Origin of the sequence: Acidovorax sp., from assembly GCF_046291265.1 — a bacterium.
In the GTDB taxonomy this organism is placed as follows: Bacteria; Pseudomonadota; Gammaproteobacteria; order Burkholderiales; family Burkholderiaceae_C; genus Acidovorax.
Window position 1 is genome coordinate 1 of record NZ_JBKBTV010000050.1, and the last position, 21,738, is coordinate 21,738.

18 protein-coding genes are annotated in these 21,738 nt (G+C 64.6%); 7 read left to right on the plus strand and 11 right to left on the minus strand.

Annotation, left to right across the window (positions count from 1 at the left end; genetic code table 11):
• The first annotated feature begins 10 nt into the window (after positions 1-10).
• The 3 genes from cysM (at position 11) to ACK41V_RS17170 (ending at position 1,832) form a co-directional block, all read left to right on the plus strand.
• Positions 11-913 carry a cysteine synthase CysM gene (cysM, locus tag ACK41V_RS17160; RefSeq protein WP_409784068.1) on the plus strand — a complete coding sequence of 301 codons (903 nt, stop codon included), beginning with the start codon at positions 11-13 and terminating at the stop codon, positions 911-913.
• Positions 914-1,013: 100 nt separating this feature from the next.
• The gene (locus ACK41V_RS17165; protein WP_409784024.1) at positions 1,014-1,592 is read left to right on the plus strand and encodes an NUDIX domain-containing protein; all 579 of its coding nucleotides are present in this window, start codon (positions 1,014-1,016) and stop codon (positions 1,590-1,592) included.
• 12 nt (positions 1,593-1,604) lie between these two features.
• Positions 1,605-1,832: a sulfurtransferase TusA family protein gene (locus tag ACK41V_RS17170; protein ID WP_063462001.1), complete on the plus strand. Its 228-nt coding sequence runs from the start codon at positions 1,605-1,607 to the stop codon at positions 1,830-1,832.
• 213 nt (positions 1,833-2,045) lie between these two features.
• Here the strand turns inward: ACK41V_RS17170 and galU are convergent, their stop codons facing one another.
• Together galU and ACK41V_RS17180 are read right to left on the minus strand one after the other, a co-directional pair.
• On the minus strand, positions 2,046-2,933 hold the full coding sequence (gene galU, locus ACK41V_RS17175; protein WP_409784026.1) for a UTP--glucose-1-phosphate uridylyltransferase GalU: 888 nt from the start codon (positions 2,931-2,933) through the stop codon (positions 2,046-2,048).
• A gap of 82 nt (positions 2,934-3,015) precedes the next feature.
• The gene (locus tag ACK41V_RS17180) at positions 3,016-6,033 is read right to left on the minus strand and encodes a valine--tRNA ligase (protein ID WP_409784028.1); all 3,018 of its coding nucleotides are present in this window, start codon (positions 6,031-6,033) and stop codon (positions 3,016-3,018) included.
• 434 nt (positions 6,034-6,467) lie between these two features.
• On the opposite strand from ACK41V_RS17180, the gene ACK41V_RS17185 reads away from it, so the two are divergent.
• Positions 6,468-8,318 carry a M48 family metalloprotease gene (locus tag ACK41V_RS17185; protein WP_409784029.1) on the plus strand — a complete coding sequence of 617 codons (1,851 nt, stop codon included), beginning with the start codon at positions 6,468-6,470 and terminating at the stop codon, positions 8,316-8,318.
• Positions 8,319-8,471: 153 nt separating this feature from the next.
• Here ACK41V_RS17185 and ACK41V_RS17190 read toward each other — a convergent pair whose 3' ends face one another.
• The 8 genes from ACK41V_RS17190 to hemC form a co-directional block, all read right to left on the minus strand.
• Positions 8,472-9,092: a VOC family protein gene (locus tag ACK41V_RS17190; RefSeq protein ID WP_409784031.1), complete on the minus strand. Its 621-nt coding sequence runs from the start codon at positions 9,090-9,092 to the stop codon at positions 8,472-8,474.
• A gap of 173 nt (positions 9,093-9,265) precedes the next feature.
• The gene (locus ACK41V_RS17195; protein WP_409784033.1) at positions 9,266-9,844 is read right to left on the minus strand and encodes a YceI family protein; all 579 of its coding nucleotides are present in this window, start codon (positions 9,842-9,844) and stop codon (positions 9,266-9,268) included.
• A gap of 77 nt (positions 9,845-9,921) precedes the next feature.
• Complete coding sequence (locus tag ACK41V_RS17200; RefSeq protein WP_409784035.1) at positions 9,922-10,497, minus strand: YceI family protein; 576 nt, start codon at positions 10,495-10,497, stop codon at positions 9,922-9,924.
• 61 nt (positions 10,498-10,558) lie between these two features.
• Positions 10,559-11,128, minus strand: coding sequence for a cytochrome b (locus ACK41V_RS17205; protein WP_409784037.1), 570 nt, complete (start codon positions 11,126-11,128; stop codon positions 10,559-10,561).
• A 423-nt stretch (positions 11,129-11,551) separates the two neighbouring features.
• Positions 11,552-12,829, minus strand: a complete 1,278-nt coding sequence (locus ACK41V_RS17210; RefSeq protein ID WP_409784039.1) for a heme biosynthesis protein HemY — start codon at positions 12,827-12,829, stop codon at positions 11,552-11,554.
• Between the two features lie 4 nt (positions 12,830-12,833).
• Positions 12,834-13,970, minus strand: a complete 1,137-nt coding sequence (locus ACK41V_RS17215) for a uroporphyrinogen-III C-methyltransferase (RefSeq protein WP_409784041.1) — start codon at positions 13,968-13,970, stop codon at positions 12,834-12,836.
• A complete protein-coding gene (locus tag ACK41V_RS17220) occupies positions 13,967-14,773 on the minus strand; it encodes a uroporphyrinogen-III synthase (protein ID WP_409784043.1) in 807 nt (268 codons plus the stop codon). The genes ACK41V_RS17215 and ACK41V_RS17220 overlap by 4 nt, the downstream gene beginning before the upstream one ends.
• 11 nt (positions 14,774-14,784) lie before the next feature.
• Positions 14,785-15,702 carry a hydroxymethylbilane synthase gene (hemC, locus tag ACK41V_RS17225; RefSeq protein WP_409784070.1) on the minus strand — a complete coding sequence of 306 codons (918 nt, stop codon included), beginning with the start codon at positions 15,700-15,702 and terminating at the stop codon, positions 14,785-14,787.
• A gap of 239 nt (positions 15,703-15,941) precedes the next feature.
• On the opposite strand from hemC, the gene ppc reads away from it, so the two are divergent.
• Positions 15,942-18,731 carry a phosphoenolpyruvate carboxylase gene (gene ppc / locus ACK41V_RS17230; RefSeq protein WP_409784045.1) on the plus strand — a complete coding sequence of 930 codons (2,790 nt, stop codon included), beginning with the start codon at positions 15,942-15,944 and terminating at the stop codon, positions 18,729-18,731.
• Positions 18,732-18,753: 22 nt separating this feature from the next.
• Here the strand turns inward: ppc and ACK41V_RS17235 are convergent, their stop codons facing one another.
• Positions 18,754-20,049: an AI-2E family transporter gene (locus tag ACK41V_RS17235; protein ID WP_409784047.1), complete on the minus strand. Its 1,296-nt coding sequence runs from the start codon at positions 20,047-20,049 to the stop codon at positions 18,754-18,756.
• A gap of 135 nt (positions 20,050-20,184) precedes the next feature.
• Between ACK41V_RS17235 and ACK41V_RS17240 the strand changes: the two genes are divergently transcribed.
• Positions 20,185-21,057 carry a hypothetical protein gene (locus ACK41V_RS17240; RefSeq protein ID WP_409784048.1) on the plus strand — a complete coding sequence of 291 codons (873 nt, stop codon included), beginning with the start codon at positions 20,185-20,187 and terminating at the stop codon, positions 21,055-21,057.
• A complete protein-coding gene (locus tag ACK41V_RS17245) occupies positions 21,054-21,653 on the plus strand; it encodes a FlgO family outer membrane protein (protein ID WP_409784049.1) in 600 nt (199 codons plus the stop codon). Before ACK41V_RS17240 ends, ACK41V_RS17245 begins: the two co-directional genes overlap by 4 nt.
• Positions 21,654-21,738: the final 85 nt, after the last annotated feature.

Sequence of the window (21,738 nt, forward strand, 5' to 3'; positions counted from 1 at the left end):
AGTAGGGCGCATGAAATATCCGACGATTGAAGATGCTGTGGGGAACACCCCTCTGGTCGCGTTGCAGCGCAGTGGGGCCAAGGACAACGCCGCGCGTGGCAATGTGGTTTTGGGCAAGCTGGAGGGCAACAACCCGGCGGGCTCGGTGAAGGACCGGCCTGCGCTGTCGATGATCCGCCGGGCCGAAGAGCGGGGCGACATCCGGCCCGGCGACACGTTGATTGAGGCCACGTCGGGCAACACGGGCATTGCGCTGGCGATGGCGGCGGCCATCAAGGGCTACCGCATGGTGCTGGTGATGCCCGAAGATTTGTCCATCGAGCGAGCGCAGACCATGAAGGCCTTTGGTGCCGAACTGGTGCTCACCCCCAAGAGCGGCGGCATGGAGCATGCGCGCGACCTGGCCGAGGCGATGCAAAAGCGGGGTGAGGGCAAGGTGCTGGACCAGTTTGCCAATCAGGACAACCCGCGCATCCACTACGAAACCACGGGCCCCGAGATCTGGGAGCAAACTGGCGGGCGGATCACGCATTTTGTGAGCGCGATGGGCACCACGGGCACCATCACGGGGGTGTCGCGGTTCCTCAAAGAAAAGAACCCGGCGATCCAGGTCATTGGTGCGCAGCCCGAAGAGGGTTCGCGCATTCCGGGCATCCGCAAATGGCCGCAAGAATATTTGCCCAAGATTTACGACGCGAGCACGGTGGACGAGCTCGTGTACGTCAGCCAGGACAACGCCGAAGAAATGTGCCGCCGCCTGGCGCGCGAAGAAGGCATTTTTGCGGGCATTTCGGCGGCTGGCGCCTGCTGGGTGGCGCAGCAGATTGCGGCCCGCGACAGCAATGCCACCGTTGTGTTCATCGTGTGCGATCGGGGCGACCGGTATTTGTCTACCGGCGTGTTCCCGGCGTGATGCGATGCAACCCGGGCTTGGCGCAAAAATTTGAATGAAATTGGCCTCTAGCGCTTGATGTATAAGCGCTGGTAGCTATAAAAATAATAGTATTTAATCTATGCACTACGAAATCCGCCATTGTTCTCACTGCGGTACCGCCCTGCAGCCCATTACCCTGGCCGAAGACGGCGGCGATAAGGAGCGGCTGCGCTGCCCCGCCTGCGGCTTCACGCACTGGAACAACCCCACGCCCGTGCTGGCCGCGATTGTGGAGGTGGGGGGCAAGGTGCTGCTGGCCCGCAATGCGGCCTGGCCGGGCAAGATGTTTGCGCTGATCACCGGCTTTATGGAGGCGGGCGAGTCGCCGCAAGAGGGCATTGCCCGCGAGGTGAAAGAAGAAACCAACCTCGACGTGACGGCCACCACGCTGGTGGGAGCATACGAATTCTTGCGGATGAACCAGATCATCATCGCCTACCACGTGGTGGCCGAGGGCGACGTGCGCTTGTCGCCCGAGCTGGTGGACTACCGGCTGTACGATCTGCCAGACCTGAAATGCTGGCCCGCAGGCACGGGCTACGCGCTGGCCGACTGGCTGCGCACCCGGGGGCACGAACCGGTGTTTTTTACCGCCGAAGAAAATGCAGAGCGCCGACGCGGGTTGGACGACCCGCAACCGCAACTGCCCAAGGACTGAGGAAACAACACCATGGATATCCACAAAGAAATCGACACCCGGGGTCTGAATTGCCCCTTGCCCATCCTCAAGGCCAAGAAGGCGTTGTCAGACATGGCCAGCGGCCAGCTGCTGAAGGTGGTGGCCACCGATGGCGGCTCGCTGCGGGACTTTCAGGCGTTTGCCAAGCAGACGGGCAACGAGCTGGTGGAGCAGCAGACGGTGGGTGAGGAATTCATTCACATCCTGCGCCGCAGGTAGTCATAAAAACTGCTGATCAGGCGACTGTTTGAGACAGTCCGTCGCGCTGAGCGGCTCCAAGGCTGATGGAAAAAGCGCCCTGGCTTCGACAGGCTCAGCCCGAACGGTCAGCGGTAAATCTGCAGCATGAATATATAAGCAAAAATAGCTGCTAGCGCTTACTGGATAAGCGCTGGCAGCTATTAAAAGAGAATCGTTTGGAAGGGCTGAGAGTTACAGCGCCAACGTCTTCAGGTATTCACGGAAGTACTTGCCCACTTGCGGGTGCTGCAAGGCCAGTTCCACCGTCGCTTCCAAAAAACCTTCTTTGCTGCCGCAGTCGTAGCGTTTGCCTTCGTACTGAAAGGCGTAGACCGCTTCGTGGTTCATCAGGCGGGCGATGCCGTCGGTCAGCTGGATCTCGCCACCCACGCCACGCGGCTGGTTGCGGATTTCTTCAAACACGCCGGGCGTGAGGATGTAGCGGCCCGCCACACCCATGCGCGACGGCGCGTCAGCGGCCTTGGGCTTTTCCACAATGCGTTCAATGCGGATCAGCGGACCGCCTGCGGAGTCACCCGCCACGATGCCGTATTTGTGGACCTGGTCTTCAGGCACTTCCTGTACTGCAATGACCGAGCGGCCTTGCTGGCGAAACGCGGCTGCCATCTGGGCCAGCACCGGCTCACCGCCGGTAGGGCCCACCATGAGGTCGTCGGCCAGCAGCACGGCAAAAGGCTCATTGCCCACCAGTGGCTCGGCGCACAACACGGCGTGGCCCAGGCCCAGCGAGCGGGGCTGGCGCACAAAGGCGCAGTCCATGTCGTCGGGCTGTACGGACCGCACCAGGTTCAGCAGCTCCATCTTGCCAGCCGCTTCCAGCTCGTTTTCCAGCTCGTAGGCGGTGTCAAAGTGGTCTTCGATGGCACGCTTACTGCGGCCGGTGACAAAAATCATGTGGCGAATGCCTGCTGCATAGGCCTCTTCCACCGCGTACTGGATCAGCGGCTTGTCGACCACGGGCAGCATTTCCTTGGGGCTGGCTTTGGTGGCCGGCAAAAAGCGCGTGCCCAGTCCAGCAACAGGGAAAACGGCTTTACGGACGGTGGTGGCGGTCGTCATGGGGCTCCTTCAGTGCAATGGGGGTCATCAACCGGGTGGACTGCTGCAAAAGCAGGCCGCTCGGTCGAGTATCGGGGCGTCTTCAGCCCAGCCGTGTCAGTTGATCGCGCAATCTGCCCAGCGTGGCGGTGAAATCGGCGATACGCTTCTTGGCCTCGTCGATCACTGCGGGCGGCGCCTTGGCCACGAAGGCCTCGTTACCGAGCTTGGCGTTGGCCTTGGCCAATTCACCCTCCAGGCGGGCGATTTCCTTGGAGATACGGGCCTTCTCGGCCTCTACGTCGATCTCCATGTGCAGGCACATGCGCGCCTCGCCCACCACGGCCACGGGGGCCGCCTGGGCGGCGTTGGCCCAGGCGGCCTCGTCGTCGAACACCTTCACTTCGCTCAGCTTGGCCAGTGACTGCAGCACCGGTGCCACGCCGCGCATGAACTCGGTGTCGCCCACGGTGTACAGCGGCAGGCGGGTGGATGGCGACACGTTCATCTCGCCACGCAGCGTGCGGCAGGCGTCGACCAGGGCCTTGACGCGGTCCATGTGGGCAATGGCGGCCTCGTCGATCTTGCTGGGTTGTGCCTCGGGGTAGCGGGCGATGGCGATGGATGCGCCCTTCAATCCCGCCACGGGAGCCACCGTCTGCCACAGGGCTTCGGTGATGAACGGGATGATGGGGTGGGCCAGGCGCAGGATGGCTTCGAGCGTGCGGATCAGCGTGCGGCGTGTGGCGCGCTGCTCGGCCTCGGTGCCGTTCTGGATCTGCACCTTGGCTATTTCCAGGTACCAGTCGCAGAACTCGTTCCACACAAAGTCATAGATCGTGTTGGCCACGTTGTCCAGCCGGTAGTCGGCAAAGCCCTTGGCCACTTCGGCCTCGGTCTTTTGCAGCAGCGACGAGATCCAGCGGTCGGCCTGGCTGAACGCCATGTAGCCGTGGGCAGGGCCGCCGGGCTGGCACTCTTCCTTGGTGTGCTCTTTCAGGCCGCAGTCCTGGCCCTCGCAATTCATCAGCACGAAGCGGCTGGCGTTCCAGAGCTTGTTGCAGAAGTTGCGGTAGCCCTCGCAGCGCTTGCTGTCGAAGTTGATGCTGCGGCCCAGCGATGCCAGTGCGGCAAAGGTAAAGCGCAGCGCATCGGCGCCGTAGGCCGGAATGCCCTCGGGGAATTCCTTTTGCGTGTTCTTGCGCACGGTGGGTGCGGTCTCGGGCTTGCGCAGGCCGGTGGTGCGCTTGTCCAGCAGCGGCTCCAGCGCAATGCCGTCGATCAGGTCCACCGGGTCGAGCACGTTGCCTTCGGACTTGGACATTTTCTTGCCCTGCGCGTCGCGCACCAGGCCGTGGATGTACACGTGCTTGAACGGCACGCGGCCCGTGAAGTGCGTGGTCATCATGATCATCCGGGCGACCCAGAAGAAGATGATGTCGTAGCCCGTGACCAGCACGGTGCTGGGCAGGTACAGGTTGAAGTCGTCGGTGGGCGCATCGCCTTGTTCAGGCCAGCCCATGGTGCTGAAGGGCACGAGGGCCGATGAGTACCAGGTATCGAGCACGTCTTCGTCGCGGCGCAGCCCGCTTTCTCGAAACTGCTTTTTTAGTTCTTCGTTTTCAACATCTGCGAGAGCTGCCTCAAATTTCTGAAGGGCCTCTTCTTCATTGCGCGCAACATAGTAGTTGCCATTCGCGTCATACCAAGCTGGGATTTGGTGACCCCACCACAATTGGCGGCTGATGCACCAGTCTTGGATGTTGTTCATCCACTGGTTGTAGGTGTTCACCCAGTTCTCGGGCACGAAGGTCACCTCGCCCGTGGCCACGGCGTCGATAGCCTTCTGCGCAATGCTCTTGCCTGAGGGCTCCTGGTCGGACACCTTGCTCATCGCCACGAACCATTGGTCCGTCAGCATGGGCTCGACCACTTGGCCTGTGCGGGTGCAAATGGGCACCATAAGCTTGTGCTTCTTGGTCTCCACCAGGGCGCCCGAGGCCTCAAGGTCAGCCACGATGACCTTGCGCGCCACGAAGCGGTCCATCCCCTGATATTTCTGGGGAATCAACTCAACGGTTGCAGCACCCATTGTTGGATGTTGCTGACCGCGCTTGTTGTCTTGGAAATCATCAAACTCTGACGATTTCAATTTCGCTTCCAAAGTGAAGATCGAAATCATCGGCAGCTTGTGACGTTGACCCACAGCGTAGTCGTTCGGGTCGTGCGCGGGCGTGACCTTCACCACACCGGTACCAAACTCCTTGTCCACATAGTCGTCGGCAATGATCGGGATCTCGCGGCCCACCAGGGGCAGCACCACGTTTTTGCCAATCAGGTGGGTGTAGCGCGCGTCCTCGGGGTGCACCATCAGCGCCACGTCGCCCAGCATGGTCTCGGGGCGGGTGGTGGCCACGGTGAGGCTGCCCGAGCCATCGGCCAGCGGGTAGGCGATGTGCCAGAGCGAGCCGTCTTTCTCTTCGCTTTCCACTTCCAGGTCGGACACGGCGGACTGCAGCTTCGGGTCCCAGTTCACCAGGCGCTTGCCGCGGTAGATCAGGCCCTGCTCGTACAGCTTCACGAAGGTGTCGGTGACCACCTTGGACAACTTGTCGTCCATGGTGAAGTATTCGCGGCTCCAGTCCACGCTGTCGCCCATGCGGCGCATCTGCGTGGTGATGGTGTTGCCTGATTTTTCCTTCCACTCCCACACCTTGCTCACAAAGTTCTTGCGCGCCTCGGGCGGGGTGGGGCCCATGTCGTAGCGGCTGATGCCTTGCTCTTGCAACTGGCGCTCCACCACGATCTGCGTGGCAATGCCCGCGTGGTCGGTGCCGGGCACCCACACCGTGTTGAAGCCTCGCATGCGGTGGTAGCGCGTGAGGCTGTCCATGATCGTCTGGTTGAACGCATGGCCCATGTGCAGCGTGCCGGTCACGTTGGGGGGCGGGAGCTGGATGGAGAACGCGGGTTCGCCCGCCTGCGGGGCGCCCGTGCCCCGGTGGCCTGCGGTGCCGTATCCGCGCTTTTCCCATTCGGGGCCCCAGTGGGCTTCCAGCGCAGCGGGTTCAAAGGACTTGGACAGGCTTTCGAGGCCGGGTTGTTGCAGGGGCATGCTCATGGGGTGTGGCGGTGGTAGAGGCGGCCGCTGGGGCGCATCGACGGACAAGAGGGTGAACTGCGCATTTTAAGGGAGTGCCGCCACGGTGGATGCGCCGTGGCCTGGTGGCCCAACGGGCAAGCTACCCACCGCCGAAGCCAGTGACCGGGGTGGGCGCACCGCTATCTATTTGTTACCTTGATTTTCGAGCGGGGCACGCGGGCGTCCTGATAATCCCGCCCCATGGAGCGAGAGGAGGGCGCGGCAACGCGGACCAGGTTCCATGCGTGACTGCCGGATTACTACTTACAACACGGCTTGCACAGCACAAAACATACGAGTGACGGGTAGCGCGTTGCGCTACAGAGACGGGGGTGTGACCCCGCTCAGAGGCCGCCGCCGCTGCGCATCCCTGGCGTTTGTGTTGCCCAGGCCACCACACACCGTCCGAACCCATGTCGATCCCATCTGCACTCAAACTGGGCCTGGCCAAGGTCTTTGCCTACGCGCTGCTTGCGCTGCTCCTCATTCCTGCCGTGACCTATGTGTTCGCCGGCTATGCCCAGCGTGAACAGGACACCCGTTTTGTCGAAGGCATCAGCCAGCGCATCGACGCGGACAAACGCCTTCCGTCGGCCGAAAAACAGGCCCGCAAGGACTACTACCGCAGCAACCCGCCGTCCACCATCTGCAACAGCACCGACCCCGAGGCGCAGGACTATCGCGCGGCGATGTGCGAGCGGTATGGCGACGTATGGCAGTTCAACATGGCGCGCACGGTGTCGCTGGGCGCCTTGGTGGCCAGCGGTGTGCTGCTGGTGGCCGTGCTGGGCCTGGGCGCGCTGGCGTTTGTGGACCGCAAGATGCAATACGCCAGCTTTGTCACCGGCTGGCACCTGACCACTTGGGCCAGTGCCGCGTCGCTGGTGGTGCAAGGCGCCATGGCCGTGTGGTTGTCGTTCTGGGTGACGGCCGTTTTCTTTCACCAGTATTCGCCCAAGCCCATCATCGTGGTGGGACTGGCCGTGGCGGCGGGCGTGTTTGTGGCGGTGGCCGGCATTTTCAAGCGCGTGCAGTCCGACAGCCGTGCCGTGGGTGAACTGGTGTCCGAAGCCGATGCACCGATGCTCTGGAAGCGCATCCGCCACATGGCCCAGCGCCTCAAGACAGACCCGCCCCAGCACATCGTGGCGGGCATTGATGCCAACTTTTTTGTGACCGAAGCGCCGCTGACGGTGGGTGACAAGACACTGGCCGGCCGCACGCTGTTCGTCAGCCTGCCGCTGCTGCGCGTGCTGGACCAGACCGAGGCCGACGCCGTGTTTGGCCACGAACTGGCCCACCTGCGCGGGGGCGACACCCAAAGCAGCGCGCGGCTGGGGCCCAAGCTGGTTCAGTTTGACCACTACCGCCACGCCATTCGCACGGGCGGCTTGTCGGCCGTGGTGTCGCCGGTGCTGGACCTGTACCGCACCATTTTCGAGTTTGCCCTGGCGCGCGACAGCCGCGAGCGCGAGTTCAAGGCCGACCGCATTGCGGCCAAGCTGGTGTCGCCCGCCGCCATTGCGCAGTCGCTGGTCAAAATTGCCGCCTACGCGCAATACCGCGACAAGATCGAGGACGAGCTGTTTGGCCGCAACGACCGGCACGACAACACCTCGCTGGGCATCGCCGGTTTTGTGGCCTATGGCCTCACGCCCTACGCCGCGTCCGATGATTTTTTGAACGCCATGAAAACGGCCAACGTGCCCCACCCGTTTGATTCGCACCCCGCCATGCCCGAGCGGCTGCGCAACGTGGGCATGCCGCTGAAAGAGCATGACTACAGCGCCATCGCCGTGCGCAAGCCCGCCGCCACCTGGGTGCAAGAGATCCTGACGGCCGACGCCATCGAGCAGCGCCTGTGGAGCGACTACGAGCAGCAGTTTGCGCAGGACCACGAACGCAGCCTGGCCTACCGCTACGAGCCCGCCAACGATCAGGAGCGCGCCTTGGTGCTGCAGTACTTTCCGCCCGTGGTGTTTGCGCTCAAAGGCGCGGACACCGTGGAGGTCAGCATCGACGGCATCAAGACCTCAGCCGACGACACCACCGTGTTCTGGGATGCTGTGAAGGCCCTGGAATTCAAGGAAAGCAGCTTTGGCAATGCGTTGGTCGTGACCCACCCCGAGAAGGGAATGATGGGCGCGAAGACCACCAAGATCAAACTGCCGGGCCTGAAGAAAGACAAGGACGCGTTCAACGCCACGGTGGGGATCTACTGGCACCGGCACCAGATCATGAGGGCGCACCAGCTGGAGGCCTGATCTGCCACGGGGCTGTGGCCTGCGGCGATCATTTGCTATTAAATATATAGCTATTAGCGCTTTGCGGATAAGCGCTAGAGGCCATTTTGACCATATTTTGTTCGCCCGACTGAGAGGTCAAGGCCTGCGAAGCGGGCGTGGGCGTGAGGGCGGTCAGCCCTGGGCAAACTCCGGCCGGTCGTTCTGCTGCGGCTTGAGCGCATCTGCCACCTTGCCCTCTGCGCGCTCCTTGCGCCACTGCTCCTTGCGGGCGGTCCATTCGTTCAGGCGGGTGTGGGCCACGGTGCTGTCTTTGGCCATGGCCTCTGCATTGGCCAGTTGCGCCGTTAGTTCGAGGCGGATGCCGTTGGGGTCGAAGAAGTAGATGCTCTTGAAGATGTGGTGGTCGGTCACGCCCAGCACCTCGATGCCAAAGGCTTCCAGCCGCGCCTTGGTGTTCTCCAGCTCTTGCACCGTGTCCACGCGGAACGAGATGTGGTTGACCCATAGAGGCGTGTTGGGTGATGGTTCGGCCTTGATGTCATCGCCCAGGTCGAAGAAGGCGATGAACGAGCCGTCCTTCAGACGGAAGAAGAAGTGCGTGTACGGGCAGTATTCGCCGGTGCTGGGCACGTAGTCGCTCTGGATGATGTGGTACAGCGGCAGGCCCAGGATGTCTTCGTAGAACTGGCGCGTTTCCTCGGCGTCGCGTGCCTTGTAGGCGTAGTGGTGCAACTGCTGGATGGCGGCAGGCGCGGGCAGGGTGGCCAGGTCGGGCTTCGGGACGGCGTTCATGCAGAGTCTCCTTACATTGATTTTTGTGATTCTACTATTCGTAATCAATTTACGTTAAGTTAATTTATTCGGGTGTTTGCGAAAGGCGCTGGCAACAAAAAGGCCACCCGACGCATGGCTGCGATGGGTGGCCTGGCAAGGCGTGGTGCGCCTTGGGGTTTCAGCAATATGGATTACTGCTTCACGGCTTCGATCTGCACCACCAGGCGCACGTTCTTCTGGAAGCCCCATTCCACGCCGTAGTTCATGCCCCACTGGGTGCGGTCGATGGTGGCTTCAAAGTCGCCACCGCACACTTCGCGCTTGAGCATGGGGCTGTCGTAGCAGTTGAACTGCGTGGCCTTGAGCGTGATGGGCGCGGTCTTGCCCAGCAGCGTCAGCTGGCCGGTCACTTCGCTGACCTTGTCGCCGGTGAAGCTGAACTTGTCGGACACGAACTTGATGGTGGGGTGCTTGGCGGCGTCGAACAGGTCAGCGCTTTGCAGGTGCTTGTCGAACGCGGGCGTGCCGGTGTTGACCGACGTGGTGTCGATGGTGATGTCCACCTTGCCGGTCTTGGCGGCGCGGTCAAATTCCACGGTGCCTTGTTTCTTGTCGAAGCGGCCACGGTTGGTGGTGGCGCCAAAGTGGCTGATTTCGAACGTCACAAAGGTGTGCGTAGGGTCGATGGCGTAAGTGGCGGCCTGGGCTGCGCCCGCGGTCATGACTGTGGCTGCGGCTACCACGAACAGGGAAACGAGGGATTTGCGCATGGGTGAATACTCCTGAAGAAAAGACAAGGAAAGGAAGGGAAAGGGGAGGTGCTGCGAAAAAGAGGACGCTCGGTGTTTCAGAGCTTGCCCACGCCGGTGAGAGCGAGCTTGAACTTGACCGTCACGTCGTCGGCCACCATCGAGGTGTCGGCCCACTCGTTTTCGCCGATCTTGAACGCCAGGCGCTTGATGGGCAGGGTGCCGGTGGCCGTGGTGGTGGCGCCGCTCTGGGTCAGCGTGACGGGCACCACCACGTTTTGGGCATTGCCTTTGATGGTGAGCTTGCCCGCGACTTCAAACTTGCCCGCGCCCAGCGCCTTGATGGCCGAAGACTCGAACTGCGCCTGCGGGAACTTGGGCACGTTGAACCAGGTGGGCTTGGGCAGCTCGGCATCGGTCTCGCGCGAGCCGAGGGTGGCGCTGCCGGTGTCCACAGTGAAATTGATCTTGCTGGTGGCCAGCTTGGCGGGGTCAAACGCCACCTGGGCGCTGAACTTCTTGAAATGGCCTTCCAGTGGCACCCCCATCTGGCGCGCGGTGAACTGCACCTCGCTTTGCGCGGGCACCAGTTGTTGTTGGGCGAGGGTGGCCTGGGCGCTCACTACCAAGGCTGCGCCCAGCAGGATGCGGGACAGGGTGGAAGACAGGTTCATGGAAGCTCCGTAAAAACAGGGGGATCAGAAGGATCTAAAAAATGGGTGGACTGCAGAAGGCTCAGCGTTTGCCCGGCAACATGCGGGACAGGAGGCCATCGCGGTCGATGAGTTGGTGTTTGAGCGCCGCAGCCACATGCAGCACTACGAGGCCCGCCATGGTGAACGCGGTGACCTGGTGCCAGGGCTTGATGGCCTCGGCCAGCTCCTTGCTGACGGGCACAAAGTCGGGCAACTGCCACAGACCCAAAAAGACGATAGGGAACCCCGCTGCCGAGCTGTAAGCCCAACCAATCAGCGGTACCGCAAAGAACAACCCGTAAAGCAGAAAGTGGGTGCCGTGGTGTGCCAGCTTTTGCCAGGCGGGCATGGCGGCTTCTATCGCACGGGGCAGCGCAGGCGGGCGGTGGGTGGCGCGCCAGATCAGCCGCAGTGCCGACAACACCAAGAGCGTGACCCCGGCCCATTTGTGCCAGTTGTACAGCTTCAGGCGCTGCGGAGAGAAAGGAAGCCCGGTCATGTAGATGCCGACGCCGAAGAGGCTGATCAATGCCAGGCCCAGCACCCAGTGCAGAACAATGGCGGTGCGTGTGTAGCGGCGGGGCACAGCAGCGGTGGAGGAAGCAGTCATCGGATCACGGGGTGGCAGGAGGGCAAGAAACACGGCCGGGGCCGAGGGGGCTTGGCGACAAGCTCGGTCGCAGCGGTGGTTCGCCAAGCGTTGGGGCAGTGTAGGAAGCCGATGCAGCACGCGGCTTCAGACAGATTGATGCTTCAGTTCAAAAAAACTGAATTGATAAGGCCTGAGCGCTCAAAGTTCCCCAATGCTGTGCAAAACAACCGAGGGCTGCTACACGGCGGTGCAGCGGCGGACTCCGCAGAGCGTGGTGGGTGTGGCGGAGAGCAAGAGGTCGCCTCAATTTTCGGGAAGCGCTGCGCTATCGAATGCGCGCTGGCGCATGGGCTGTCGAAGGGAGGCGGGAAGGGCGGGGCGCTATTGTGCAGCGATCCTCCCGCTTTTTCGTTGGTGCCACCCGGACAGGGCGCCCGCGTTTTAGCGACCGAGGGCCGCCTTCTTCCAGGCGTCGGCCGCAGCGCTTTCGTCGCCGCGCTGTTCTGCCAGTTCGGCCAGATGCCGCCATGCGCTGGCGCGCAGGTTGGTATCAGCCAGTTGGTGTGCCGCCTGGGTCAGCAACTGCTGGGCCTTGCCCCACAGCTGCCGCTTGAGGCAGGCCATGCCAGCCAGGTAGGAAAGGCGCGCGTCCCGGGGGTTGGCTTGTTGCGCCGCTTCGATGCGGGCGAGCCACGGGGCATCCAGGGCGTCCAGACCGGCTTCGAGCGCGCGCACCAGCTTGAGGGCGTGGTGTTCGGCCAGCGCGTTGGGCAGGTCCACCAGCCGATCCCACACAGGCAGCAGCCAGGCGCGCACTTGTGTGGCCTCGCCCCCCAGGGTGGCCAGCCGCTGCGCGGCATGGATGGCCAACTCGGGCATGCTGCGTTCGGCGGGCTCCAGCGACATCCAGATCTGCTGCAACTGGGCGGTGTCGTGGGCACTGTTGATGAGTTCGGTGGCCAGGCCGCGCACGATGCTTTGCGCGGCAGTGGCCGAAAACGCGCGGTGTTTGCCCAGCAGGCGCGCGGTGTCCAGCGCGTCCTGGGTCTGCCGCGCCAGCCGGGTGGCCTTGAGCTTGATGCGCAGGGCCAGCGTGCGCCGGGCAGCGCCTTGGGGCAGGGCGGCCAGGCGTTCCAGCGCGGCGCTGGCATCGCGGTCGTCCAGCGACCAGCGGGCGGCGCGCATCTGGGCGCCTTCGCGCAGTTCCTGTTCGTTCACGGTGCCGCGCAGCGGGGCTTCTTGCAATGCGTCGTGCAGGTGGCTTTCACGCGTTGCGCTGTCTTGCAAGGCGTGGGACGACTCGGCCGCAATCATGTGGGCCAGGGCGCGCAACTGGCGGCCGTGGGGCACGGCCTCGCCTGCAGCGGCCAGCGCATTTTCTTGAGACAACGCGGCCACGGCGGCCTTGCGCGAGCGAATGAAGCGGCCGCCCAGCATGTGGGTCAGAGCGTCTAGCAAGGCCGCGTGCATGGCGCGCTCCTTTTGCTGCACGCGCCAGCGGCGGGCCTGGTGCGGCAACTCCAGCAGCGCAGCCAGTGCGCGCAGTGCCGCGTAGACGGTCACAAACCCGCCCACCAGCAGCAACACCACCAGGTTCAGCGACAGGTCAATCCGGTAGGGCGGCCAGTACAGGGTGACGGTGCCCTGGTTGTTGCCCGCAAACAGCGCGGCGGCCACGGCCACGCCAAACAACGCCAAAAGCCAAAGTGCTGCGCGCATGTCGTCAACGTCCCGCAGCGGCCGTCGCTAGGGCCGACAGGGTTTCGTCCAGGCGCGGCAACTCGGCCGCCTTCATGCTGGCCTGTGCGGTTTGCAGGGTGCTGGCAGCGTTTTGGGTGCGGCGCGATGCCGGGTCAAAATATTTGTTCAGCGCGGCCGTAGCAGCGGCCAGGTCGGCACGGGCGGATTCGTATTGGCGCGCCAGCACGCCCAAACGCGCATTGAGCAGCTTGAGCTTGAGGTTTTCGCGCAAGAAGAAGGTTTGCTCAGGCGCCAGCAAAATCGCCTCGGGCTGGTCCACGCGGCTCACGCGCACCAGGCCCCGGGCTTCGTCGCGGACCACTTCCCAGCTGCGTTGCAGGGCCGCCTGCCACCAGGCCAGATCACCCTGGTTGAGGGGCGGTGTGTTTTGCGGTGCGGGGGCAGCAGCCAGACGGCGGGTGGCGGCAGCTTGTGCCACGGCGTTCAGCACCGGCAGGTCGTCTACCTGACGCACCAGTTCGTCCAGCCGGGCCAGCAGGCCCGCGGTGTCGGTCACGGCGGCGCGGGTCAGGCGGTCCAGATCGCGGCCAATGGCGCGTTGCACGGGGGTCAGGCGGGGCTGCGCGGCGCGTTCGATGCGCTGGTCGGCGCTTTTGAGGGCGGCGACCAGAGGGTCCAGGCTGCCCGTGAGTTGCGCCTGCTGCTGCGCCAGGCGAATGGCCGATTCAATATCGACCACCAGGTTTTCGTCGCGTGAGCGCGACAGGCTTTGCATGAGTTCTTCGAGCTGGCTGCGCTGCAGTGCCACTTCGCTGACCCGGGCTTCTGCCACGGACAGGCGGGCGGCCGTTTCGCGCACCAGCTCTTCGGCCTGGCGGGCCATGCTGCGGGCCTCAATGGCCAGGGCGCCCGAGTCTGCGGACTGGCGGGCCAGTTGTTCTTGAATCGAGCTGAGTTTTTGCCACAACAATCCACTGCTGGCCAAGGCCGCTACGGCCACTGCCGTCAACAGCACCGTCACCACACCACCGCGCCCACTGGCTGGGGCCGTTGCAGCCACAGGTGCGGCCTGCGGCGCCGGGATGGGCGATCGTGCAGGCGAGGGCGCAGGTGCGGCAGGTGTCGCGGTGGGCAAGTCGTTAGGGGGCACGGAACTCATGCCGCCGATTCTATCGAGGCCACCACGTCTTCCAGTGCCGGGCGGCATTCCCGCACGGTGCCAAAGCCCGCTGCACGGGCCGCTTGCGCGATGCGCGGATGGGTGGCCAGGGCCTGCGCTGCGGCCCAGTCCACGGTGGGCAGGGCCTGCGCCAGGTGGGCGACGGCCTCCGAGCTGCTCAGTAGCCAGACCGAACCATCACAGGCCGCCTGTTGCGCGAGCGCCACCTCGGCGTCCGTCAGCTGCGGCGCGCCGCGTTGGTAGGCCACCACAAACTCCACCTGCCCGCCAGCGGCTTCGATCTGGCGCGCGAGCCAGTCCCGGCCAGAGCCCTGGGCCGTTTCATGCACCCCGTTCGATTGGCCGCGAACAATCAGCACGCGGTCGCCGGGCCTGATTTGCGCGGACACCTGTTGCCACAGCGCTTCGGAGTCGAACTGCGCCGCATCGGCCGCCGGCCCGTCAATGCGATCGGGTGGCACCCCCGCCTGCTGCAGCGCGCGGGCCGTGCCTGGTCCGGGTGACCATGCTCTCAAATTAATAGCTACTAGCGCTTTTCCATCAAGCGCTAGAGGCCAATTTGACTCAAAAAAGTACACCGCCGCGTTGCCGCTCACAAACATCAGCGCACGGTATTGGTCCAGCTGCTTGCGCGCCTGCGCCAACGCTCGCTGCGCTGCGGGGTCGGTGTAGGGGCCGATGGCAATCAGTGGCAGCGCGGTGGCGTCGATGCCGTGCTGGCCCAGTTGCTGTACCCAGTGCGCAGCCTCGCGGGCAGGCCGCGTGACGATCACCCGGCGCATGGCATGTTCAATCAGGTGTTCTGCGCCGGGCCTGCGACCCGGGCACCACCGGCGCGCAGGTGCTGCGCAATGGCATCGCCCAGCGCTTCGGCCTGTGCCAGCGTGCTGACAGCGGCGCTGGCCTCTGCGCGCACCAATGGGGCTTGCACGTCCATGTCGCCCCAGGCCGCATCAAGCTGCAACACACCGCCAGAAAAGGTGCCGTGCGCGGCCAGCGGCATCGAGCAGCTTCCGCCCATCGCCCGGCTCACGGCGCGCTCGGCGGCCACCGTCAACCAGGTGGTCTGGTGCGCCAGGGGGGCTAGCGCGTCGATCAGGTCCTGGCGGTCGCTGCGCACTTCGATGCCCAGAGCGCCCTGGCCCGCAGCGGGCAGCATGGCGGTGGGTTCGAACGTGGCGCGGATGCGGCTTGCAAGGCCCAGGCGTTTCAGGCCTGCGGCCGCCAGCACGATGGCGTCGTACTGGCCTTCGTCCAGCTTGCGCAGGCGCGTGTCCAGGTTGCCACGCAGGGGTTCGATCTTCAGGTCAGGCCGCAGGGCCTGCAGCAGCACCTGGCGGCGCAGGCTGGAGGTGCCCACCACCGCGCCTTGGGGCAGGGCGGCAATGTTTGGGTAGTTGGGGGAGACAAACGCATCGCGTGGGTCTTCGCGCTCCATCACGCAGGCCAGGACAAAGCCCTCGGGCAGCTCCATGGGCACGTCCTTGAGCGAATGCACCGCGATGTGCGCGCGGCCTTCTTCCAGCGCCACTTCCAGCTCTTTCACGAACAGGCCCTTGCCGCCCACCTTGGACAGCGACCGGTCCAGGATCTGGTCGCCCTTGGTCGTCATGCCCAGCAGTTCGACCCGGTGGCCCCGCGCCTCCAGCAAGGCCTTCACGTGTTCGGCCTGCCACAAGGCCAGGCGGCTTTCGCGCGTGGCGATGACGATGGGGGTGCTGTCTTTCGCCGCCGGGCCGCCCCAAGGCGAAAGGCTCCCACCCTGGGGGGGCAGCGACCCGCGAAGCGGCGGAGCGTGGGGGGCGTCGTTTTTGGGGCTCAAGTTCGTAACCTGTTTGTAATTATTCAGGGGCGGGCGATGCTAGCATGCGCCCGCACTGGGGCTGGTGCGTCCTGGGTGTCCAGGAGGCGCGGCGCTCGGCCACTCTACCCACCTCCGGAGACACTCGCATGAAACGATCCGACAAGGACCAGCCCCTGATTGACGACATCCGCCTTCTGGGGCGCATTCTGGGCGACGTGATCCGAGAACAGGAGGGCGTAGCTGCCTACGAGCTGGTGGAGCAGGTGCGCAAACTGTCTGTCACCTTCCGCCGCGATGCCGACCAGGAGGCCGACCGCGCGCTCAAGAAGCTGCTCAAGTCGCTGTCGGGCGACCAGACGGTGAGCGTGATCCGCGCCTTTACCTACTTCAGCCATCTGGCCAACCTGGCCGAAGACCGCCACCACATCCGCCGCCGCGCCGTGCACGAGCGTGCGGGCGACACGCAAGAGGGCAGCATCGAAGTCGCCCTGTCGCGCCTGCGCTGGGCGGGCATTGCACCCAAAACCATTGCGCAGACGCTGGCCAGCAGCTACGTGGCCCCCGTGCTCACCGCCCACCCCACCGAAGTGCAGCGCAAGAGCATTCTGGACGCCGAGCGCGACATCGCCCAGTTGCTGGCCACGCGCGACGACATCCAGGTGCGCGCCCAGCTCTACAACAGCGCCAAAGACGCACTCACCCCGCGCGAGCTGGCCGCCAACGAAGCTTTGCTGCGCGCCCGCGTGGCCCAGCTGTGGCAAACGCGCCTGCTGCGCTACAGCAAGCTCACCGTGGCCGACGAGATCGAGAACGCGCTCTCTTATTACGAAGCCACCTTTCTGCGCGAGATCCCCAAAATCTATGCCGACCTGGAGGCGGAGCTGGGCCAATACCCCGTGCACAGCTTTCTGCGCATGGGCCAGTGGATTGGCGGCGACCGCGACGGCAACCCCAACGTCACCGCGCAGACCTTGCAATACGCCCTGGGCCGCCAGGCCGAGGTGGCACTGCGCCACTACCTGACCGAGGTGCACTACCTGGGCGGCGAGCTGTCGCTGTCGGCGCGCCTGGTGCAGGTGTCCGCCGAGATGGAGGCCCTGGCCCAGCGCTCGCCCGACACCAACGAACACCGCGTGGACGAGCCTTACCGCCGCGCGCTCACGGGCATCTACGCGCGCCTGGCCGCGTCATTGAAAGAGCTGACCGGCGGCGAGGCCGCCCGCCACGCCGTGGCCCCACAAAACGCCTACGCCAGCGCCGAAGAGTTCCTGGCCGACCTGCGCGTGATCGAAGCGTCATTGAAGTCGCACCACGGCGAAGCCCTGGCCGCCGAGCGCCTGCACCCGTTGATCCGCGCCGTGCAGGTGTTTGGCTTTCACCTGGCCACGGTGGACCTGCGCCAAAGCTCTGACAAACATGAAGAGGTGGTGGCCGAGCTGCTGGCCAAGGCCCGCATCGAGCCCAGTTACGACAGCCTGCAAGAGGCCGCCAAGCGCGCCCTGCTCATCAAGCTGCTCAACGACGCACGCCCCCTGCGCGTGATGGGCGCGCAGTATTCCGCCCACGCCCAGGGCGAGCTGGCCATCTTTGAAACCGCCCGCGCGATGCGCGGGCGCTTCGGCCACGAGGCCATCCGCCACTACATCATCAGCCACACCGAAACGGTGAGCGATTTGCTCGAAGTGCTGCTGCTGCAAAAGGAAGTGGGCCTGATGAGCGGCACCCTGGATGCCGAGTCCAAGAACCATCTCATCGTGGTGCCCCTGTTCGAAACCATCGAAGACCTGCGCAATGCCGCGCCCATCATGCGCGAGTTCTACGCACTGCCCGGCGTGGCAGCCCTGGTCCAGCGCAGCGGCGGCGAGCAGGACATCATGCTGGGCTACAGCGACAGCAACAAAGACGGCGGCATCTTCACCAGCAACTGGGAGCTGTACCGCGCCGAGATCGCTCTCGTCGAACTCTTCGACGAACTCGCCACCAGCCACGGCATTCAACTTCGCATGTTCCACGGCCGGGGCGGCACCGTGGGCCGGGGGGGCGGCCCCAGCTACCAGGCCATCTTGGCGCAACCCCCCGGCACCGTGCGCGGCCAGATCCGCCTGACCGAGCAGGGCGAGGTCATCGCATCGAAGTACGCCAACCCAGAGATCGGCCGCCGCAACCTCGAAACCCTGGTCGCCGCCACGCTCGAAGCCACGCTGCTGCAGCCCACCAAGCCCGCCACCAAGGCCTTTCTGGACGCCGCCGCGCAGCTCTCTCTGGCCAGCATGGGCAGCTACCGCGCGCTGGTGTACGAGACCCCGGGCTTCACCGAGTATTTCTTCAACTCCACCCCCATCCGCGAGATCGCCGAGCTGAACATCGGCTCCCGCCCCGCCAGCCGCAAGGCCAGCCAGAAGATCGAAGACCTGCGCGCCATCCCCTGGGGCTTTAGCTGGGGCCAGTGCCGTCTCACGCTGCCCGGCTGGTACGGCTTTGGCTCGGCCGTCGATGTGTTTGTGAACCTGGAAGGCAAAGACCCCAAGACCCAGCTGGCCCTGCTGCAAAAGATGTACCGCCAATGGCCGTTCTTCCGCACCCTGCTGTCCAACATGGACATGGTGCTGGCCAAAAGCGATCTGGCCCTGGCCTCACGCTACAGCGAGCTGGTGACGGACGCGCGCCTGCGCAAGAAGGTGTTCATGAGCATCGAGGCCGAATGGCACCGCACGGCCGATGCCCTCACGCGCATCACCGGCGAAAAGCAGCGCTTGACGCATAACGCCGCGCTGGCCCGGTCCATCAAGCACCGTTTCCCGTACATCGACCCGCTGCACCATCTACAGGTCGAGCTGGTACGCCGCTGGCGTGCGGGGCAGGGGGATGAACGGGTGCAGACCGGGATTCACATCTCCATCAACGGGATTGCGGCGGGGTTGCGCAACACGGGTTGATCCAGGATGGGCTGGGAGGCGTTCAGTCTCCCAGCAACTCCCCCACTGCCTTCAAATCTTCGACCCGGTCACACACAGCCTTCACGGCCATCATCACCGGGATGCCCAGCAGCAGGCCCCACAGGCCCCACAGCCAGCCCCACACCAGCACGCTGACAAATACGGCTACGGGGCTCATGTGGCTGGTGCGGCTGGTGAGCCAGGGCGTGAGCAGGTTGCCCACCAAGGTGTGGATGACCAGCGAAGCGGCGCCGATGGCTAGCGCCATGTCGAGGGTGCCGAACTGCAGGAAGGCCACCAGCGCCGACGCGCCAGCCGTAAGCGCCGAGCCGATGTAGGGCGCAAGGTTGAGCACGCCAGCCACCACGCCCCATACGGCAGCGTTTTCCAGTCCCAACGCCCAGTAGGCAAGGCCGGTAGCCACGCCCACCAGCACGCTGGTGAACACCTGCACCAGCAGGTAGCGCTGGATCTGGCCGGTGATGTCTTCCAGCACGTGGATGGTGATCTTGCGTCGCTCCAGACTGGTGCCTGCAATGCGCAGCAGCTTGTTGCGAAACAGGTTGCCCGAGGCCAGCGCAAAGAAAGTGAGAAACACCACCACCGTCAGTTGCCCCAACGCGGACATCAGCCCCATGGTGCCGCTTAACAGGTAGTCGCGGATGTTGAAGGGGGGGCGTTCCACGATGACGCGCTGAACGCCGCGGCGGGTGGGGGTGGTGGTGCCGCTGTCGGTGGCGGCCTGCTCGATGTGCGTGGCGGCTTGTTGCATGGTGTCCAGCGGGCTGGCGGTGCCGGTGCGGGCTTTCAGGTTGTCGCGCACTTTTTTGGCGGCCACGGGCAGCGAGTCCACCAGCTGCGCAGCGCCATCGCTGAGCGACCAGGCGGTGAAGGCCAGGCCCGACACGATGGAAATCAACAACACACCCGCGCCAAGCCAGCGCGGCACATGCCAGCGTTTGAGCGCTTCTACCCCGGGCCGCAAGGCGGTGGTGAGCAGCAGGCTGAGCATGATGGGGATGAAAACTGCGCTGGCCCAGTGCAGCAGGGCCACGGCGGCGAACAGCGCCAGCAGGGCAAGCGACATGTTGCGCACGTCCACGGGCATGTGCAATGTGAGCGGGTTGCCGTACGGAATATCGCTGATGCCAGGTAGCAGGGCGCCCGCACTGGGTGGCGGCGCAGTGGCTGCGGGCGCTGGCGGGTTGGGCTCTGCGGCTGGAGGGGGCGCGGGGTTGGGCGGGGACTGCGGTGCGGCAGGCTCTGGCGCCGGTCCGGGCGCGGTGGGGGGCAGCGGTTCGGCAGAGGGGGCGGTCATGCGCGGATTGTGGGGCAGCCTGTGTGGGTTTTTTTGTAGGCGGCCATCCCATCGCAGGCGGCGTGGGCAAAGTGCCACGCAAATCCGTCCTTGTTCGACCGATAGGCTCTCGCGCACCGGCATAGCATCTTGCCCATGGAATCTGTTGATCACGTTCGTCCCCGCTGCGCGCCGCCGGGTCGCTGGGCTTGGTGGCCCCTGCTGGGTCTGGCCTTGCTGGGCGCCGGATGTGCGGGCCTGGATGTGCCGCAGCCCGGCAGCCACTTGCCCTCGACGCAGAAGACCATGCGCGCCGTTCATCACTGGGACGTGCTGGCGCAGGACATGGCGACCCGCATCGCCGAGAAGACCCGCGACTGGCCTGCTGGGGCGCACCCGATCTACGTGACCTCCAAGGCCGACACCCGCTTTACCCAAGGGTTTCGCAAGCTGCTGATCAACCGCCTGGTGGACCAGGGCGTGACGGTGTCGACCGAGCCAACGGCTGTGCAACTGGTGGTCGAAGCGCAGGTGGTGCAGCACCTGGAGCCCGCCACCAGCGTGCTGCACTTTGTGCCACTGGCATCGGGCGTGAGTGTGGCGCGCGATGGGGTGCATTTTCATGGCGCAAATTCGTTCAGCCCGGCCACGAACGGCAGTGCGGCCAAAGACGCAGACATCAAAACAGGCGCTGTGCCAGTGGCCGAGCGGGATGTGGTGGTTGCAACGGGCAGCGCTTTTGGAGCCGCCGTGGCCGCCGTATCTTCCGCACCCGTTTCTTATGCTCCGCCCATTCGAAAGGCGCCTGCAGCCGCTGAGACCCCGGTCGAATACCCGCGCCTGGGCACGCCCACGCGGTCCGAGGTGCTGGTGACCGCGTCGCTCGAAAGCGGTGGGCGCTACCTGGCGGGCACGTCAGATGTGTATTCGCTCACCCACGACGATGCTTTGCTGTATTTGCCCGCCGAGCCCCGGCTGCCGGGCCCGCCCCCTGCAACCATCAAGACCTGGCGGGTGGTGAGCCCATGATGCGGCGCTTTGCACGGGGCAAACTGGCTGCCGCATCGGGCGTTGTGGTTGCCATGGCGACGGCTGCGCTGCTGTCCGGGTGTGCGTCCAGTTATTACTACGGCGAAAGCGCCGGGGGCTCTGGTGGCGCGGGTTTTGGGTTGGGCGCTGCGCCCCGCACATCCATCATCACGGCCAACCATGCCGCGGCCGACATGCTGCTGCAGACCGCACCACTCGACCGCGAGCACGCTGTGCTGGTGGCCACGCTGGTCAACGTAGACCGGCTCAATGAGTCGTCACGCCTGGGGCGGATTTTTTCGGAGCAGATCGCGGGGCGTCTGGTGCAACGCGGCTACCCGGTCACCGAACTCAAGCTGCGCGAAAACGTGGCAATGCAGCGTGAGCAGGGCGAGTTGCTGCTGTCGCGCGAGCTGCGCGACGTGAGCCGCGCGCACGACGCGCAGGCGGTGGTGGTGGGCACCTATGCCGTGTCGGCCAGCATTCTTTACGTCAGCATCAAACTGGTAAAGCCTGAGGGCAACATGGTGGTGGCGGCGCACAACTATGCGGTGCCAATGGATGACAACGTGCGGGCGCTGCTGGCCGGGCGGTAGCTGATTCGTGCAGCGCAGCCTGCCATTGCCTGACGGTGTGAAAGCAAAAAAGGAGGCATCGCAATGCCTCCTTCTTTTGAACGGA